Consider the following 17,932-nt stretch of genomic DNA (forward strand, 5'->3'; position numbering starts at 1 on the left):
ACCAATCGGCAGCCTGCCCGAAGGGTGTCACAGGCTCAGGCGGCGAGGGTACCCCGCCTCCCGGCGCGCTCAGTCGCGCCGTGCGTCGGTACTGTGCCCGTCGGTGCGTCGGACAGCTCTGCTCGTGCTTGTGCTCGTGGGCTCGGCCGCTGTGGGCTGTCTCGTCGGGGGCTGTGCGGCGGGGGACGGCGAAGCAGACGGGGATGCTGCGGTGTCGGGGGGCATGGGCGCAGCGCAGACGACCGCAGGCGCCGGTAGCGGATCCGCAGGCGATGTTGCGACGGGCGCCGATGCCGGGCCCGAGGGTGACGCTGCGGACACCGATGCCATGTCCGACGAAGAGGCCCGCAGCGCGCTGGCCGAGGCGGGCCTCGCGGCGGATGCGGCGAACGGCGAGGACACTGCGGGCTCGGCCGGAAGGTCGGCGGCAGAGTCCGCTGGCGAATCGGCCGGCACCGCGCCGGGCGCCGACGCCGCCGGGCAGGCGCTGTTCGACGACATCTGCTCGGTCTGCCACGGCGACGACGGAACGGGGCGCATCGGTCTGGACCTGACCATCTCGACGCTCGCCCCCGACGAAGTGCGCGAGGTGCTGCTCTACGGCCGGCCAGAAACCCAGATGGCGGGCTTCGCCGAAATCCTGACCGAGGCCGAGATCGACTCGCTCGTCGCCTTCGTGGCCTCGCTGCGTCAGCGCGGCTGAGGCGGGCCGCTCACGAACTTGACGCCGGCGCAATCCGCCAGATCGCCCAGCGGGTCAGCAGATACAGCTCGCCGTGGCCGTCCACGCCGAACGACCAGCTGAACCGGGCGCTCTCGGGCCGCTCGACGGCCCGTGACCAGTCGTAGTGCTCGGTGACCTCGCCGCCCGACCATCGGAAGGTGCGCACCCATCCGCCCGTGAAGTCGGCATAGAAGTAGTGGCCGCGCATCTGCGGGATGGCATCGCCCCGGTACACGTAGCCGCCGATGACGCCCACGCCGTCGTCGCGGCCGTACTCGACCGCCGGATGTACCAGGCCTGCGGCGTCGCAGCCGGTACCGCGGAAGCAGCTCGTGCCTTCGAACAGGCTCCACCCGTAGTTGAGGCCGCCCGCCGCGGCTGGGGCGACGCTGACCTCTTCGCGGTGCTCGTGGCCGACGTCGCCGATGTAGATGTTCCCCCCGTCGAAGCTGAACCGCCACGGGTTGCGCAGGCCGTACGCCCACACCTCGGGCCGGCCGCCGACCCCGTCGGCGAAGGGGTTGTCGGGCGGGATGCCATAGGGCGCCGTGCCGTCGCCGGGTGCGTCCACGTCGATCCGCAGCAGGGTGCCTTCGAGCGTGTGCGGGTTCTGGCCGTTGCGGGGCCAGTCGTTGTACCAGCCGGCCTCCCCGACCGCGATGTACAGCATGCCGTCGGGGCCGAATTGCAGATTGCCGCCCTGGTGGTTCGGCAGGTAGCGGCCGCGGGGAATGGCGATGACGGGGCGTGCGCTTGTCGGGTCGGCCCGGTCGCGGTCGGCGGGGTCGGCCCGGTACTCGACGATGCGCCCGTCGCCGTCGAGGTCGGTGAAGAAGACGAAGAAGCGGCCGTTGTCGTCGTAGGAGGGATGGAACGCCAGGCTGAGCAGGCCCCGCTCGCTGTGGTCGTTGCGCACCTGGTCGGTGATGTCGAGGAACGGGGTGTCGCTCATGACCCCGCCGGCCACGATGCGGATGGTGCCGCCTTTGAGCGTGACGAACAGGCGGTCGTCGCCGGCGGGGGCACGCAGATCGGTGGTGCCGCCGCCTTCGAGCTCGCCGACAACCAGTTCGAGCTGCCACGGCACCGGGCGGGGCGCTGTCGGGGGCAGCCCGAGCGCTCGCATGAGGGCGGCTGCGGCCTGGCTGCGGGTGACGAGACGGTCAGGGCAGAAGCTGGTCTCGTCGCAGCCGGTGAGGATGCCGGCGGCTGCGACGGTCTCGATGGCTTGCTGGGCGGGGTGGCCGTCGATGTCGTCGAACCTGTCTGCAGCGGCGGCGGTGGGCGGCAGGTCGAAGGCACGCACCAGGATCAGCGCTAGCTGCCCGGCGGTGACCCGCCGATCGAAGCAGGACGGCTCTTGCCTGCACACGGCGGCGATGTCGGCGAGTGCGTGGTCGATGGTGGGTCGCTCGTGCCCGTCGGGGGAGCGGAAACGCAGGTTGTAGAGCAGCTCGGCCAGATGGGCCATGGCGATGGGCTCGTCGGGGCAGAAGTTCCCGTCGCCGCAGCCGAACACGACGGTCTCGCTGTGGAGCGCTTCGATCCAGCCCTCGTCGGGGTGGCCGTCGTCGTCGGGGTAGGCCGTGCCGGGCCACGGCGGCACGGGGGCCGGTTCGTGGGACGGTCGGGGTTCTGCGGCGAGCCCGGTCAAGCGGCCCCCAGCAGGATCGCCTGCTGTGGCACCGTCGCTTGAGCCGGCGTCGGCGCCGCCGTCTGCAGCGTCGCCGGCGCCGGCACCTGTGGCAGCGCCGTCTGAGCCGTCGGGACCTTCGGGTCCGTCCGGGTCATCAACGGCTCCGGGCGCGGGTTCGCCCTCGACGCCCGCTGTCCCGGCATCGGGCGAGGTGTCGGGCGAGGCCGAGCAGGCTGCGGCGAGCACCAGCACGACACCCGCCATGACGCCCACAGCAACGCCGAGAACGGTCCCCCGCCGCGCCTTTCCGGATACGAGCACTCGTTGACGATAACTAGCCTGCGCCGGCCTGCTCAGCGGCTCGGCTGGGGGTGCCGCCGAAGGGTTCCCAGGCGTCGCCGGGCTCACGGCCCCAGCAGACCACGCTGGTGTTGGTGCGCAAGGCGCAGGCGAACGATCCGCCGGCTGACACGGCGGTATAGAGCCCACCGGGCACGTGCTCGATGGCAGCGTTGCTGCGCTCGCTGCTGCCGGCGTCGCCCCTGTTGATGTCCCAGCAGTCGATGAGCTGGGCGGGTCGCAGAGCGCACGTGACGCCCGACCCGGTGCTCACGCTGACGTACCTGCGAGCGGCGTACTCGTCGGGGAGAACGCTGCCGGCACCAGCGCCGGTACCGCCGCCGCTCCGGTTGCCCCAGCATTCGAGTGCGCCCTTCATCTCGAGGCCGCATGAGTGGGTTTCCCCAGCGGCCACGGCAACGAAGACGCCGTCGGGAGCCGTGAGCTGACCGTCGCCGGCCTTGCCCCAGCACGTGATGTTGAGGCTGGGTTCGAGCCCGCACGTGTGGTGCCTTCCCGCCGACAGCGCCAGGAACGGCGCCCCGCTGGGAATCAGGAACTCGGCCCCCCACTGATCGCCCCAGCAGGTGACGCTGTTGTCGGAGAACCGGGCGCATGCGTGCCCCCAGCCGGCGGTGATTTCGGCGAACCTGCCGTCGGGCGTGTACACCTGCCACTGGCTTTTGCTGCCCCAGCAGTTCAGGGTGCTGTCGGAGAGCATGGCGCACGTGAACGTGCCGCCCGCCGCCACGGCTCGGTAGGTGCCGCTGGGCGATCGTGCCTTGCCGCCGGCGGCAGCGCTGCCGACGCCGGCACCGACGCCCCAGCAGGCGACGGTGCCGTTGCTGCGCAGCCCGCAGACGTGGTCGTGGCCGACCGACACCGATACGAAGCCGAGCCGCACCGAGCGATCGGCAATCGCGAATCCTTCAAGCGCTTGGCGAGTCGAGTCAGTGAGCGTCGAAACGCTGGTCACGGCTGCGGCAGTCGCCAACTGCTCGAGCGCGGGGGCAAGCAGTTCGGCGAGGCCGCTCTGCTGCGCGCCGGCGTCTGCATTGGCCAGCGAGTCGCTGCCAGCATCTGCAATCGCTGCCGAGCCCACGCCGACGCTGCCTGCGGCTTCGGTCGCGTCGATGATCACGATGTGCGGGGCCTGGTGTCCGAGCAGCAGCGCCTCGGCACCGTCAGCGAGCTGCGCGTCATGGGTGAGCAGCACCGCGCCACGGTCGACGGCCGCCGCAAGAGCAAGCGCCGCACTGACGTCCTGTGGGTGCTCGCCGCGGGCGATGACAACGACCTCGAAGACGTCTGGGATGTCGACGAGCCCTGCTGCGTAGATGTCGGCCGGTGCATCCAGTTGCGTCGCCTGCGCCGAGGCAGCAGCACCGTCGGACCCGTCGAGCCGCGCCGGTGGCGTGCTGGAGTCCGCGGCCAGCAGTGCGCTCGTGACCATTTCGTGGGTGAAAGTCGCCGGCGTGCCTGCGATCACGAGCCGCCCCGGTTGATGGGCACGCAGCACGCTCGCAGTGCGGGAGCCGAGCCAGCCATCCGCGGTGTACAGCATCGCATCGGCACCGCCCGCGATCACCGCGGCGGCCGCGGTGCCGACGTCTTGCGGTGACCACGCATTGGCGAGCACGATGCTCGGCCGCCCGGGCTCCCCCGGGTTCCCCTGCGCCGTCGAGCCTGTCGAGGCTCGGGGCTGTGCTGAGTTTCTTGCCAGCACCAGCTCGGCCGCCAGCGCCGCCGTGTGCATCCGGTCGTCGCCGGCGATCCGGTCGATCTCCACGTCGTGCACCAGCCGTCGCACCTCGGTTTCGAGCTGCGCCGACAGCGCCGCTGTGCCGCCGACCAGCAGCACCTCGGCGGGCCGAACTTCGCCGATGATCGAGGTGTTGTCGGCGCCGAGGGCATCCGCCGACTCAGCGAACACCACGGCGTCGCCGAGCCCCGCGGCCACCAGCGACGACGCCACCGCCGCGTCGACCGACGACGAGCCACGCACGATCACCAGCACCCTGCGTGCCGCTGACGAGCCGGTCGCCGCATCGCCGGTTTGCGCCGCCGCACCAGCCGGCACCGGCAGTCCCGCCCCCAAGGCGAGACCGACGCCCAGCGCAAGGGCGACCGCAACGCTCAGCGCTGTGCGAAGCACGACACCCGCGAAGGGCTCAGCCGCCGGGCCGCGGCAGCCCGGCGGCGGTCTCGAGGCGGGCGAGCCGGTCGGTGTGATCGAGCAGCACCGCGTTGATCTCAGCGAATCCTGCCCGCATCTCGGTTTCCAGGTCGTCCATCTCGGCGCGCAGCTCAGTTCCGAGCGAGTCGATGCGGGCGCCGAGCCAGTCGATGCGGGCGCCGAGCGAGTTGATGCGGTCATTTTGGCCGTCGATACGGTCGCTGAGCGAGTCGAACTGCCACATCATCAATCCGATGAGCGCACCCAGCAGCACTGTCACCAGCCCGCCGAACAGGCCGATCACAGCGTTCTGCGACAGCTCCCGCCGCTTCGTTGCCTGCTCGCCGGCGTCGCTGGAGACGTCCGCAACCGCTTCCGGCGAGGGCTCGGTGAGCGCCGTAGTGCCAGAAGCCGGAGCGCCGTCGGCGGGATCATGCTGCTCGGCCTGTGGCGTCATGGCGGCGGTCGTCTCGACTGGAGAGGTCATCGAGCCTCGCTGTTCGTCGCGGCGCTCAATAGCGCACGATCGGTTCCTGGTAGGTCGCCGCACATGCCGGGCAACGAGGCTGGACTCAACGTAGCCGACTGCCGCGACATTCACTAACTGGTTTTCCGGACGCCGATCAGGTGCGACACGTCGAGCCGCTCGAATTCACCGTCGTCGGTCGGCATGGCTGCCAGCGGCCGGCAGCCCGCCGCTACTCGGGAGCTTCGATGCTGCTGTTGCGCGCTATCCGCACCTTGGAGCCGTAGTTGAAGTCGTTGTCGGTCGTGCCGTCGGAATGGTTGTCGCCGTAGCCGTCAGCGACGGACCGGCCGCCGGTGTCGGTGCGCTGCACCCCGTCAGCCGACCCGTCACTGTCCACCGGGTCACCGTCGGCGTCCGTGTCGAAGCCGTCGGGAATCTCGACGATGTCCCGCGGCTGCGGCAAGGCCGACGTATCGCTGACCTCGATGAAGATCCCTCGACTCTCCAGGGGACCGTCAACTGCGCCCAGCGCTGCCGCCGCATGGGTCAACGTGCCGTCTGCTTCGACCGTGATTGGGCCGAGCGCAGCGCCCACGTCGCCGGCATTGCCAGCAGCCGCGAACCGCTTCTGTGCCTCGGCGAACACATGGCCCATCAAGCGCGAAGACTGGTCAGCGCTCATCGATTCGACGAAGCCGTTGAACTTCACCTCAATCCTGGCCTTGGTGATGCCACCGCCGAGTGTGTTGGCGTCGTCGCCGTCGGCAGCGTTCTCATCGCCTGTTTGAGGCAGCAAGCCCAGCTGCAGCTTCTCGTTGGCAGCCCTGCACGTGTCGCCGTTTTCGTCGTGCTTGTTGTCGACCACCACGTCGAACAGGCTGTTGACGGTGGAATCGGCCTCCAGTGCCACCTTCAGATCGGCAAACCTCGGCTCGCCGTTGACCACCCGCACCACGACGCGGCGGTCCTCGGTGCTGACGAACACATCGAGGTCGACATTCTCTGAGGGGTCGTGGCTGCTCGCCGTGTCAACCCTGACGGTCCAGCCATTGCCGAATGCACCGCCGGCGTCACCATCGGCCTTGGCCTTCAGCCACACCGCCGGGTTGTCACTCGCCGGCGCAGTCGGAGGGGTCTCATCCTCGTGGGCCGACGGGATCAGCGCCACTGCTTGCCTGGTGTGGTTCAAGTTGCTCATCTGCACGCTGCTCACCTGCAGCTTGCTCACCGGGTTGACGGCCACTCCGGTCGTGACTTGGCTCTCGTTGCCCGCCGCGTCCCTGACGGCACCCCGGTTCGCCCGGAATGCGTCGTTTCGGCCGACCACGCCCTCATCGACACCCGCCGTCGCGGTGTCATCCTCGAGGGCGAATGTCAGGAATGAACTCGTCGGCGGCAGCCCTCTCGTGGCCAGGCTCGAAATGGCCGCCGTGCCTCGCGTCTTCTCGAACAGGGCACTCAAGCCGGCTCCAGTCGGGGCGGTCGAAGCCAGCAGCGTGCCGTCTTGTTGTGCGAGCGCCGTGTCGTCGGACACGACCGCGTAGATCTCATCGTGGCCGACGATGGCAAGGATGCGAATCGACGGGCGCTGCCGGTCGACCGGCTCCGCAGGCACGGTGGCCGACGTGGGTTGCACCTGACGACGATCGCCCCCGTCGCCGACCAGGACGGCTCCGGCAACGATCGACACGGTGTCGCCGGCTTTCAGGGTGCGTTCCAGCGTCACAGTGACCGTGTCGGGAGCGCACGGTGCGTTGAGCCCGGGGGCGTCCGTGGCGATGTCTGCGGGCACGCCGTTGATCTGCAGGATGTCCTCCAGCTTGTTGCGGAGATTGGCGTTCTCGGCTCGGGAGATGTCGTCGCTGAAGTGCAGGTGGATCGTGTCTTGCCCGCGTGCGTCTGCCAGGCCGGCATCTGCCTTGTCGGCCGATGCGCTGAGGGTGACGGTCAACGCCCCGGCTGAGCCGGCCGCAGCGACGGCGGCCGCCATCGCCGAGTCGCTCACCGCCGCTGTGCCGCCCACGGCCAAGATCCGCAGGTGGATCTTGTTGCCAGCCGGGTCCTCCGCAGGCGTCGCAGCCAGGTGGTCGCGCACCGACGACGGCAGGGTGTCGCCTACGGCGAGGATCGGAATCAGCCCGCCGCCGAGCTGGTCGGTGTCGTCAGCCAGCACCGGAGCGGCCGAGATGCCGTCGGCCAGCCGCTCACGGTTCACCAGCGCCACGGTGTCCGCCGACACCGGCGACAGGTCATCGGCGCAGGCACCGCCGATGGTCTCGGCAATCGCGACCGACGTAGCGGCCGCGGAGTCGCCGCCGATGCGCTCGACCATGCCCACACCGGCATCGCGCAGCGCCTGGGAAACCGCGCCAGACACGCTGCCTTCGCCGCCCACGATCACGACGTGCTCGATGTTTTCGGCGTCGATATAGCTGAGCACGGCATCGGCCAGCTCGTCGCCGGCGGTGAGCAGCACCGGCAGCTCGAGCCGGTTCGCCACCGGCCCGATCGCCACGGCATCGAACAGCGACTCGTCGGCACCGTTGGCCAGGATCGCCGAGTTCTCATTGGTGCCGCACCATGACTCGCCTGACAGGTGCGACGCAATCGCCGCCGATGTGTCGTAACGGGTGTCACCGCCGATGCGCTCCACCGAGCTGACACCCTCCAGCCCATCGAGCTCGTCGATCACACCATCGCTGACGGCTGCGGCGCCGCCGAGCACGTAGACGCTGCCGATGCCGTAGTCGTCGAGGAAGTCGGCCACGCCCCGATGCAGCGTGTCAGGGCGGGTCAACAGCACCGGGGCATCCAAGAATCCGGCGAGACCGGCGGCCGACACGGCGTCCACCAGCGACTCGCCCGACGCGACGAGGGCATTCGACACCGAGCCGATGCCGCCGCGGTCGTCAGCGAACCGCTTCGCGAGCTTCAGCGCGGTCTGGTAGCGATCGCTGCCGGCGAATTCACGCTCGCCGTCGGGGGCGAGGTACTCGCCGGAGGTGTTCGCTGCTTGGGCCGGGGTTCCCGCGACAACAGCGAGCACCGTCGCAACGAGCATCCCGGCAAGCACCGCTGCGAGCGCACGCCGACGTCGATGGTGAGGCACGCGAGGCACAGTTCGACGCCTTCAGCTTGGAACCCGGGCACCGGTGCCGCCGCACTGCGGCACCGGCAAGACTCCCAGCCTCTCATATCGCAGCCGTTATCGGCGGCGCTCGCGGCTCGGCGCGCAGGCGGTGGGCCGCACGATCAGGTGCGATACCTAGTGTTACACTTTCGTGGTGCCCACCACGAGGCCCCGTCACCCGGTGACCGAGACCGACGAGATCGCCGACGTGCTCGACGCGGCGGCGCAGCGCTGGTCCGACGTGCCCCGGGCGAAACTCGTCCAGCTCGTGCTGCTGGACTGGGCCCGGGGCGGGCGCTCGCCCGCTGCGCGCGCCGATGCCCGAGCCGATCTGGCCGGGTCGCTGCCCGGCTCGGCTGCGCTGTATGACCGCACCGAGGACTGGCCTGCGTGATCGTCGCCGACGCAAGCTGGGTGGTGGCGCTGCGCGACCCGAGTGACGGTGACCACCTCTCAGCGGCTGCCATCAATCGGGGCATCGCCGACGAAGACGTGTGGCTGCACCCGGTCACCCTTGCCGAGTGCCTTGTCGCACCGGCCCGCCTGGGCGTTCTGCAGGACGCCGTGCTGCGACTGCGCGCAGCCTTCGACATTCCCGAGGTCGACCGCGATGCACCAGTGCGCTGGGCGGCGCTGCGAGCCCAGACCGGGCTGCGGCTTCCCGACGCCGTCGTGCTCGATACCGCCCTCAGCCACCGAGCACGAGCAGTCGTCACCTTCGACACCCGGCTCGCGGAGACAGCGAGCGAACACGGCCTCGAGGTCGTCAGCGCCTAGCTCTCGCCGGCATCGACCCCGCGTTTGGTGACGCCCGGACAGTGCCGCGCCTGCCCGACGCGCTCCAGCGTCAGAACGTGCTGGCGAGCAGGTCGGTGAACCACCGCAGCCAGCCCGCCTCAGCCGCGACGATCTCCACGGCAAGCATGATCGCTGCGCCCACGAGCAGCTTGTGGCGCTTGCCGGCAACCTCGCGATCCGCCTCGCGCAGTGCGGCCGCTTCCTTGCGATCGACCTCGCGCTGCGCGGCCATCTTCAGCTCGAACGCGGAGAACTCTGCCGAGAGCACGGTTTCCAGATGCTGCTTGGTCACCAGGTCCGACAGCGGCGCAACCGGCAGGCACGACATCAGGTACTCCGCCAGCGGCTCGTCGGTCTGTTCACGCAGCCAAGCGTAGAGGCGAGATCGATCTTCTTCAGACACGGCGACCTCCCGGTGCCAGCAGCGAACTGCCAAGCACCGTAAAAGACGCTGTCCTTATATTCAAATGAATTTCAGAGTATTTTATTTATCGCCAGAGTCCCGATCGAGACCGGAGACGCGAGGAGCCCCGGGGCCGAAACCCCGGGGCTCTTTCGTTGTTGGTCTTGGCCGATCAGGCGGGCAAGCCGCCCGAGCGGTTCAGGTCAACTGTGCAGCTGGCTCCTAGCGAACCTTGACGCTGCTGGACACACGGATCCGGTTCTGCGAGGCACCGTTCTTGTCCTCGTCAACCTTGTCCTGCGCGCCGGTGTTGTCGGCACCTGTGACAGCGTCATCGGCGTAGCCGGTTGCGACTGCGGCCACCGCGCTGATCGCCGGGTAGGCCGGCGGCCCGGTGATGGCGGCTGCGCCGGTATGGCCTGCCTTCGTGTCCACCAAGTCACGCGCCATGGGCAGGTTCTTGGTCAAGGCCGTCGTCGCCTCGTAGCGCACGAGCGTCACTGGGCCGGTGGGCGCAGTCGGGCTCGCAAGGTCGAGGCCGCCTGCAGCAGGAGTTCCATCGGCACCGGCAGGGGCAGCTCGGATTCCACTGGCGTCGTTCGTCGTGCCCGCTCGCCGAGCTGCGGCAGCCAGGATGTCGGCCAGCAGCTCGGTATCGGTGACGGTGTCGACGTAGGCGTTGAAGCGCACCTCGATGGCGAACTGGGTACGGCCCAGGCTCGACGCGGCTGCGACAGAGTTCCGGGCGTCCGCAGTGGTGACCAGGCCGAGCGCCGTCGTGCCGCGTCCTGTGGTGCAAGTGGTAAAGCCTGCCGAGAACCGTGCGTCGAAGTCGGCGTTCGCCTTCAGCGCAGCGAGCAGGTCACCCAACGTGGCCGTAGCGGGACCGTTGACGAACCGCACCGTGACCCGCTGGCCCTTGGTGTCAACGCGCACGTCGATATCCAGCGGCTTAGCGGGGTTGTGGTTGCTGGCCCGGTCGAACACCATCGTCCAGCCGTTGCCGGCCGCGCCCGCGGCGTCGCCGCTGGCCTTGGCCGTGATCGTGATCTCATGGCCACTAGTCGCGCCTCCGACGAGCGCTGAGGGCACCGACCAGGTGTTCTGCGCGCTGTGGCGCAGGTTGCTCATCAGCACCGAGGTGATGCGCGGGCTCGCCTGTGCCTTGATGGCACTGCCGGAGGTGCCGGCGTTGGTGTTGGCCAGCGGCAGGGCCCTGTCACTGACGATGCCCGGCTTGACGACGAGCCTGTCGCCTACTGCCAGATTGCGGTCGATGGTGACCGTCGCTGTGAACGACTTGGCACCTGCCGTGACAGCACCATGTGTCACGCCGTTGGCGGCGATGGCTCCAGTCGTCTGGCCCGATGCCCGCACGAACGTGAAGTCGTCAGCATCGAGGCTGTTCGCGTCCATGGCTGGGAAACCGCCTGCGTCGCTGAAGGTCACCGCAAAGCCGTCTGCGTCGTGATTGGTCACGCCGCTCGCCGCCATCGCGATGCCGAGGACAGTCGCCGTCGGCCTCGCACGATCAGGCGCAGGAGCCATCACTGTCGCAGACGCAGGTGCAATGGTGCGCTCGTCGGTGTTGGTGCCCAGCTTGTGGCCAGACGCCGCGATCGAGATCGTGTCGCCTGCCTTGAGCGCCTGTCCCAGCGTCACATTGATCCTGCGGTTGTCGCAGGTGCCGCCGGCCGTGCTCCGTGTCACTGCGTTGACCACGGCTGGGACGCCGTTCACCTGGACGATGTCTCGGAGTTCGCCCAGCAGTGCAGCGGTGTCGGCGAAGTCCACGTCGTCGCTGAAGTACAGCGTGAAGTACGGGGTGGCAGGGTCGCTCCCTGAAGCCGCTGCGACATTCTGAGGACGCACGGGATCGCTCGCGTTGGCAACACCGTCCAGATTGGTGTCGGTAGCGGCACCGATCTGCACCGAGAGTGTGCCGGAAGAGGCTGCCGCCTCAAGAGCGGCGCTCATCGTGGCTTCGCTGACCGCAGCAGTGCCGCCGATAGCGACGATGCCCAGGTTCAGCTTGTTCGTGCCGATGGTCTTGGGCGTCGCGGCGAGGTAGTCGCGCACCGAGGCCGGCAGGCTGTCGCTGACGACCAGCGGCGGCACCAGGTAGCCACCGGCGAGGCTGGAGGCCAGCACCGGGGCGCCGACCACGCCGTCAGGATTGCCGCGAACCAGCGCGACCCGGTCAGTGGACACGAGGCCCAAGGCGTCGCCGCAGCCGTTGCCGGCCATCTGCGCCAGCGCAACCGACACTGCGGCAGCGGAGTCGCCGTCGACGCGTCCCACGGTGTCCACGCCGAGCGTGGTCAGTGCCGATGCGACTTCGGCCGACACCGTTGCGGTGCCGCCGATGATCTGCACGTGCTCCACGTCGTTGGCGGTGATGTACTCCGCCGTCGCGTCAGGCAGTTCGCCGGTCGTCGTCATCAGCACCGGCAGCTGCAGCCGGTACGCGATCGTCTGCACTGCCACGCCGAACGGCATCGCTTCGGTGGCGCCGTTGATCAGCACGGCGCCAACCGCGTTCGAACCGCACCACGACGACTCGCTGCCGATCATGTTGGCGATCGCCGCGGCTGTCGCGTAGCGGTCGTGTCCCGCAATGCGGGTCACCGTCGGCTTCGACTGCAGGCCTTCGATGGAGGTCACCACCGCGTCGCCCACGGCCGCCGAGCCGCCCAGCACATACACCGTGCTGACGCCGTAGTCCTCAATGAAATCGGCGACCCCGCCGTGGAGCGAGCTGCCCCGGGTCAGCAGGATCGGAGCGTCGACATAGCCGGCCAGGCCGGCAACCGAGATGGAATCGACCAAGGTCTCGCCCGACGCGACGAACGCTGCAGGCACTGCGCCAAGGCCGCCCTTGGAGACGGCGAAGTTCTTCGCCAGTCGCAGCGCGGTGTCGTAGCGGTCCTGGCCGGCGAACGCACGGGCATCGTTGACACCGTCGTTGTTCGTGTCGACGCCCAGGACCTCGAAAGATGTGTTTGCGGCTTGAGCTGGCGATCCCGCTACGACTGCCAGCACCGATGCCATGAGCATCGCTGCCAGAATCGCTGCGAGAGAGCGCTTGCCCCGCCGCAATCTGGTGGTAGTCAAGGTTACGTTTCTCCTTGTTCCACTCCTTTCCGTGTGATTTCGGGTCCTGACAACCCCGATAGCAGCCGCTCACTGAACGGGGCGTCGTGGCGCTATGCAGGGAGTCAGGCGGATACTCGTCCGGTCTGCGGCGCTTGAGTTACAGACTCACTCGGCCCTGTTGCGCGGTGCTTCTTGCACTTGAATTCGCGTACTCCGTGGTTGCACATTACTTCCTTAATAAGTAGTATTATGATATGGAGCCGATTGGGATAGCTGATGCTGCAAGGCGGTTGGGAGTCAGTGCCCGACGCATCCACCAGATGGTGGCCTCAGGTCAGCTGAACGGTCACCGGATCGGGCGATCATGGGTGCTCGATCGTGCCGAAGTCCAACGATTTGCGCGCTCTCGGCCAGAGGCCGGCCGGCCGTGGAATGCAACCTCCGCCTGGAATGTGCTGGCGCTCGCCAGCGGGGACGCTGTGCGAGCGTCGCCGGTCGACCGGTCGCGGGCCAAGAAGCGACTGCAGTGCGGACTCGAAGCGCTTGCCAAGCGCCTGTCGAGCCGCGCCCAGCGCCGCTGGTTCTACGCACATCCAGGAGTCCACTCAGAGCTGCTCTCGCATCCCGCCGTGGTCGCCAGCGGGGTCAGCGCGCTGAGTGCCCACAGCGTGGATCTCATCGTGAGCGACCAAGCCGAGGCGTACGTACCCGAATCGCGAGTCTCCGAACTGGCCGATCGCTTCGCTCTCGATGGGGATGCAGACAAGCCCAATGTGCAACTGCGCGTGGTCAGCGACCACGACTGGCCATTCGAAGCCGGCCAGCGGGTCGCTCCCGCTCCGGTCGTCGCCGTCGATCTGCTCGAGGCAGACGACGACCGCTCCCAGCGTGCCGCCCGCGAGCTGCTGGCCAGATCGTGAAAGACCGCACCCTCATCGAGCGGGAACCCATTGAGCTTCCCGTCCTGCCGGGCATCGATGAAGCTCTCTGGCCGGCGTTGCTGGAGCTTGCCGCGATCCAACCGGGCAACTGGACATTGGTCGGCGGCCAAATGGTCTTGCTTCACGCCCCGTCGCCTCGCCCATCAGCGCCGTGCGCCGGTTGCGGTCAAGGACCGAGCAGGGCTGCCGGGATCACACCGATGCCGTCTGGGCGCCGGTAGGCATCCGATCCTGTCGAGATCACCACGGCGTCGAGGAGCTGCGGACCGATCTGATCGGCGAGCCATCGCAGATGCCGTACGTCGTCGTCGCCGATGACCGCGCTGAGCTTCACTTCGAGCGCCACTACGGCGCCGTCGGCGCGCTCCACGATCAAGTCGACCTCATGCTCGCCGCCCTGGGTGCGCAGATGATGAACCCGTGCCTCGCATGCCTGCGCGTACACCCTCACCGACAAGGTCACCAGCGACTCGAACAGCGCTCCGAGCAGCGTGCCGTCGCCGCTCCAGGTGCCGGATCCGCCGAGCAGTGTGTCGACGTCGACACCCAACAGCCGAGCGGCCAGCGCCGGGTCGGCCAGCTGGTGCACCGAAGCGGTGCCCAACCGTCGCAGCCTGTTGCGGGTCGGCAGCCACGCCGGGACTTCCTCGATCATGCGCAAGCCTTCGAGCGCGGAGCGGTACGGGATGGTGGTCGATCGCGCCGGCTTGTCGGCTTCGCCCGCCGAAGCGGCGTCGCGGATCTTCTCGAATGAGGCCGCTGTCGACACCGCCGCGCCATAGGCAGTCATCCACCTGCGCAACGAGCCGTGGTCGCGGAAGGTGTGGCCGAATTGGTGGACATCGTGGCTGAGTATCTGATCGATGTAGCCGTCGAGCAGACCGCGCCGGACCCGATCCGGGTGGCGCCTCATGCCCGGAAAGCCCGACAAGACGATCTCCTCGGCGTACTGCTCGACGCCGATGCGCGTGTTTCCTCCCAGCGCGGCTGGGCCAGCGGCGAGCAGCTCGGCGAGGCTGACCGACGGGTGGGCGATCTGGCGTTCAGCGATGGACAGCGGCCGCATGTGCAAGGCGATGATGCGGCCGGCACCGGTGTGGGTGGGCGCCTCTGACGGGGTCGCGGAGCCCGTCAGAAGGAAACGCCCCGGCAAAGGATCGTCGTCCACGGCTCGACGCACGAGGTCCCACGAGACCGGCAGTCGCTGCCACTCGTCGATGAGCACCGGCGGGTTGCCCTCGACCACCCGCCGCGGCTCGCCGCGCAGCACCTCCAACTGGCCCGGGTCATCAAGACGATGCACCGTGCGGGCTCGCCGCTGCGCCGTCTCGGTCTTGCCCACCCCGCGAGCGCCCTCGATCGAGACTGCGGGTGCATCACCGAGCGCATCGAGCTCAGCGTCGACGGTCCTCGCGAGATAGCTCACACGCTGACACTACAATAACGACGCCAATTTGACTACAGTTACGACGCCAATCTCACTACAACCACGACTTCTTGGTCAACTTCGACCAAGAAGTCGTGATCGCTCTGCGCGTCATCATCGCCCCGGGCAACGGAGCCGACGAGCGCAATCGCGCTTGCTTTGTTGCGGGCTGCCGCATCTCGGATCTCCGCCCGGAACCGGCCGATGACCTGCTCACGCCTGCCCACCCCGTCGAATGTAACGCTTCCGTCCGACGAGTTCGAACTGTCGAGCGGTGACGCGTGGTTGCCGCCATAGCCGTTCGCCCCGAATGCGTTCCGAGCCGGTGCGGGTACCGCGCTGCTGGGAGCGATGCGGCTAGGCGTTCGGACCTTGCGTCGAATTCGCAGTCCCCGTGTCGGCGTCGTCGCTGATCATGAAATAGCGGCGTGCGCGTGTGTTGCCGACTGGCCGCACTCTGCCGGCGGCGACGAGTTCATTGAGCATGTTGCGGGCCGCAGCTCGCTCGATGCCGAGCAGCCTCGCCGCCTCGGCTGTCGACAGGCTGCCCACCCGCTCGAGTTCTCGCAGCAGTCCGCCGCTGTGCAGGCGCGCCTCGGCCTCGGCTGGGGCCCCGGCTCGCCGGAGGACATCAACGGACAGCCGATACTGTGTGCCGCCGGCACGGCCGACTCGTTCGACAAGGCCGTGCGAGCGCATCCGGTCGAGCAGGTAGTCCAGATCGACATTGGGCAGTACCTCGGCGAGGTGTCGCTTGGCCGCCTCGCCGCGGCGACGAAGCTCGACCAGCACGCGTCGCTCCTCGGCCGAGCCTGGCCATCCCTCCAGCGCAAGCAGCCATGCCTGCTCTTCGAAATCGACCAGGAACTGGTTGCGCAAGGTGACGGTCACCGAGTCGGCGGCGGCAGCGAATTCGGGGGGCGGCATCAGGCGCGCCTCCATCTCGTGGTACATGCGGTCGACGCCTTCGCCGAACTCTTCCACGAGGCCTACGCCGCGCAGAGCTCTCATCAGCCGGCGATTGCGGCTGAAGTGCTCTCGTCGCATGTTGTCAACGGTGATGTGACCAGGAAGCGGACCGGGGCTGCGGATCTCGATGCGGTCGTCCCATACGGTCACGTCGATGGTGGTCCCGATGAGGCCGTAGTCGCGGTGCGCCAAGGCGTTCAGCAGTGCCTCGCGCACGACGGCATGCGGATACTCCGGGATGGGTTCGCGAAACAGGCCGCTCACCGTCTCGTAGGTACGGGTGTGCCGGTCGATGAACTCGACACAGCACGTGAAGGCAGTCTGCAGCGGCCCCCAGCACTCGTGGCGGTCCGAAGTGGCGCCCGCAGTCGGGCCAATCCCAGTCCGGCGAACGAGCTGCACAGCGGCACCTGGGACAAACCGGCGCGGGTCGCGCGCAAACAGAATCGCTGCTGCGGTCGTCACCTCGACGGTGCTGCTCGGTTCGGGGCCTGGGGCGCGTTCGGCGAGATGCAAGTCAACGAAAGCGCTGCTGAGATCTGTCTCGGCGACAGCGGGCCGCCCATCACGGTCAAGCGCGGAGTTGACGAGTTCAAGGTCGAAGTCGACTGAGTCGAACCGATGTCCCAGCGGCTCTTCCTCCGCCGACCGGCGGGGCCGGTCCCGAACGAACGCCGCGAGCGCGTCACCGGTGAGCGGCTGCGAATCACCGCCGACGCGGCGCAGCAGCCGCCCGTCGGGCGTCGTGACAATACGGTCGCTGATCCGGGGGATCCCCACAGCGATCAGTTCGAATTCGGCTACGCCGAACGCCTTGAGCTCGACCGGGACGTTGCATTGATTCGCGTAGCGAGTGATGCTGTTTTGTACGCGCTGGCTGAGCGGGCAGCCGGTGATCTCGCGCTCGTCGTCGGTATCGCTCACGCCCAGAACCGCAAGACCGCCCTCGGTCATGGCCATGGCAGGAAGCAGCTCCTTGAAGCTGTCGTTGGGCCCGCCCTTGAAATCGAGCGTCTCGTGCTCGACGCTGCCGAAGAGATCCCAGAACTCGTCAACCGTGAGACGGTCGGGGATATCAACCAGACGAAGCTGTGACCGTGCCATGCGCACCACCCTCAACCAGAAGATTCTAATATCTTCCCTCTGGAATTGTCATACAAGAGTTTTGTACAGGATGATTTTACAATCTTCTGGAATAAACGCCTAGTTGGTGATTTCTTGACAGAAGATTTTATAATCTTCCCGATACCGAGCTTCCTGCTCGAACCCGTCGAGCGGTGACACGAGGAGCCCCGGGCGTCAGGTCATTCCGAAATCGACCTGGCTGCGGACATGGTCGGCGTGCTCAGGCCCGCTCAGGGCTGGGTCGGCGGCACGTCACCCCACGATGCGGTCTACGTGCCCCCGCCCCCGGCCGAGATCCCTCGGCTGATGGAAGACCTGGTGCAGTTCGCCGATGCCGCTGACGATCTCGATGCGGTGTCGCGCGCTGCGATCGCCCACGCGCAATTCGAGGCGATCCACCCATACGGCGACGGCAACGGCCGCCTCGGACGGGTGCTGGTCAGCCGCATCCTGCGCCGCGACAGCGCCGCCCGAGTGCTGCTGGCCCACCTTGCCGGGCACCCCGTCGTCAACTCAGCAGACGTCGCCGACCTGCTCGGCGTCAGCGAGCGCACCGGCAGAACCGCCCTCGAGAAGCTGGCCGAGCACAGCGTGCTCACCGAGATCGAGGTCCGCACGGGCCAGGTCGGCCGGGCCCGCCGCTGGTATGCCGCCGAGAGCCTGATCCGGCTCTGGGGCCCGACGGGGCGCTAGCGGCCAG

General features: G+C 68.3%; 14 protein-coding genes. 5 read left to right on the plus strand and 9 right to left on the minus strand.

Annotated features, from left to right (window positions below):
* Window positions 1–103 precede the first annotated feature (103 nt).
* The gene (locus tag ACOGXE_RS07515) at window positions 104–703 is read left to right on the plus strand and encodes a c-type cytochrome (protein WP_419933326.1); all 600 of its coding nucleotides are present in this window, start codon (window positions 104–106) and stop codon (window positions 701–703) included.
* A 10-nt stretch (window positions 704–713) separates the two neighbouring features.
* On the opposite strand, the gene ACOGXE_RS07520 is transcribed toward ACOGXE_RS07515, so the two are convergent.
* The 4 genes from ACOGXE_RS07520 to ACOGXE_RS07535 all read right to left on the minus strand — a co-directional run bounded on the left by ACOGXE_RS07520 (window position 714) and on the right by ACOGXE_RS07535 (window position 8,453).
* Complete coding sequence (locus ACOGXE_RS07520) at window positions 714–2,681, minus strand: PQQ-dependent sugar dehydrogenase (RefSeq protein ID WP_419933327.1); 1,968 nt, start codon at window positions 2,679–2,681, stop codon at window positions 714–716.
* Window positions 2,682–2,694: 13 nt separating this feature from the next.
* Complete coding sequence (locus ACOGXE_RS07525; RefSeq protein ID WP_419933328.1) at window positions 2,695–4,854, minus strand: RCC1 domain-containing protein; 2,160 nt, start codon at window positions 4,852–4,854, stop codon at window positions 2,695–2,697.
* Between the two features lie 16 nt (window positions 4,855–4,870).
* Window positions 4,871–5,362, minus strand: coding sequence for a hypothetical protein (locus ACOGXE_RS07530; protein ID WP_419933329.1), 492 nt, complete (start codon window positions 5,360–5,362; stop codon window positions 4,871–4,873).
* A 211-nt stretch (window positions 5,363–5,573) separates the two neighbouring features.
* On the minus strand, window positions 5,574–8,453 hold the full coding sequence (locus tag ACOGXE_RS07535; RefSeq protein WP_419933330.1) for a cell wall-binding repeat-containing protein: 2,880 nt from the start codon (window positions 8,451–8,453) through the stop codon (window positions 5,574–5,576).
* Between the two features lie 175 nt (window positions 8,454–8,628).
* Here ACOGXE_RS07535 and ACOGXE_RS07540 point away from each other — a divergent pair, with 175 nt between their 5' ends.
* A complete protein-coding gene (locus ACOGXE_RS07540) occupies window positions 8,629–8,868 on the plus strand; it encodes a hypothetical protein (RefSeq protein ID WP_419933331.1) in 240 nt (79 codons plus the stop codon).
* Window positions 8,865–9,251, plus strand: coding sequence for a type II toxin-antitoxin system VapC family toxin (locus ACOGXE_RS07545; protein ID WP_419933332.1), 387 nt, complete (start codon window positions 8,865–8,867; stop codon window positions 9,249–9,251). The genes ACOGXE_RS07540 and ACOGXE_RS07545 overlap by 4 nt, the downstream gene beginning before the upstream one ends.
* A 70-nt stretch (window positions 9,252–9,321) precedes the next feature.
* On the opposite strand, the gene ACOGXE_RS07550 is transcribed toward ACOGXE_RS07545, so the two are convergent.
* Together ACOGXE_RS07550 and ACOGXE_RS07555 are read right to left on the minus strand one after the other, a co-directional pair.
* Window positions 9,322–9,675, minus strand: coding sequence for a hypothetical protein (locus ACOGXE_RS07550; protein ID WP_419933333.1), 354 nt, complete (start codon window positions 9,673–9,675; stop codon window positions 9,322–9,324).
* 222 nt (window positions 9,676–9,897) lie between these two features.
* A complete protein-coding gene (locus ACOGXE_RS07555) occupies window positions 9,898–12,789 on the minus strand; it encodes a cell wall-binding repeat-containing protein (RefSeq protein WP_419933334.1) in 2,892 nt (963 codons plus the stop codon).
* Between the two features lie 236 nt (window positions 12,790–13,025).
* Here ACOGXE_RS07555 and ACOGXE_RS07560 point away from each other — a divergent pair, with 236 nt between their 5' ends.
* The gene (locus ACOGXE_RS07560) at window positions 13,026–13,691 is read left to right on the plus strand and encodes a helix-turn-helix domain-containing protein (protein ID WP_419933335.1); all 666 of its coding nucleotides are present in this window, start codon (window positions 13,026–13,028) and stop codon (window positions 13,689–13,691) included.
* A 187-nt stretch (window positions 13,692–13,878) separates the two neighbouring features.
* On the opposite strand, the gene ACOGXE_RS07565 is transcribed toward ACOGXE_RS07560, so the two are convergent.
* The 3 genes from ACOGXE_RS07565 to ACOGXE_RS07575 form a co-directional block, all read right to left on the minus strand.
* A complete protein-coding gene (locus ACOGXE_RS07565) occupies window positions 13,879–15,138 on the minus strand; it encodes an ATP-binding protein (RefSeq protein ID WP_419933336.1) in 1,260 nt (419 codons plus the stop codon).
* 38 nt (window positions 15,139–15,176) lie between these two features.
* Window positions 15,177–15,365: a nucleotidyltransferase domain-containing protein gene (locus tag ACOGXE_RS07570; RefSeq protein WP_419933337.1), complete on the minus strand. Its 189-nt coding sequence runs from the start codon at window positions 15,363–15,365 to the stop codon at window positions 15,177–15,179.
* A 130-nt stretch (window positions 15,366–15,495) separates the two neighbouring features.
* Window positions 15,496–17,211, minus strand: a complete 1,716-nt coding sequence (locus tag ACOGXE_RS07575) for an ATP-binding protein (protein WP_419933338.1) — start codon at window positions 17,209–17,211, stop codon at window positions 15,496–15,498.
* A 228-nt stretch (window positions 17,212–17,439) separates the two neighbouring features.
* On the opposite strand from ACOGXE_RS07575, the gene ACOGXE_RS07580 reads away from it, so the two are divergent.
* Window positions 17,440–17,925: a Fic family protein gene (locus ACOGXE_RS07580; protein ID WP_419933339.1), complete on the plus strand. Its 486-nt coding sequence runs from the start codon at window positions 17,440–17,442 to the stop codon at window positions 17,923–17,925.
* Window positions 17,926–17,932: the final 7 nt, after the last annotated feature.

Origin of the sequence: Candidatus Poriferisodalis sp., assembly GCF_965208555.1 — a bacterium.
Lineage (GTDB): Bacteria > Actinomycetota > Acidimicrobiia > Acidimicrobiales > Poriferisodalaceae > Poriferisodalis.

Coding starts and splice junctions, on each gene's coding strand:
- ACOGXE_RS07560 (WP_419933335.1), top strand. CDS start 13,026: ATGGAGCCGATTGGGATAGCTGATGCTGCAAGGCGGTTGGGAGTCAGT.
- ACOGXE_RS07530 (WP_419933329.1), bottom strand. CDS start 5,362: ATGACCTCTCCAGTCGAGACGACCGCCGCCATGACGCCACAGGCCGAG.
- ACOGXE_RS07580 (WP_419933339.1), top strand. CDS start 17,440: ATGGTCGGCGTGCTCAGGCCCGCTCAGGGCTGGGTCGGCGGCACGTCA.
- ACOGXE_RS07575 (WP_419933338.1), bottom strand. CDS start 17,211: ATGGCACGGTCACAGCTTCGTCTGGTTGATATCCCCGACCGTCTCACG.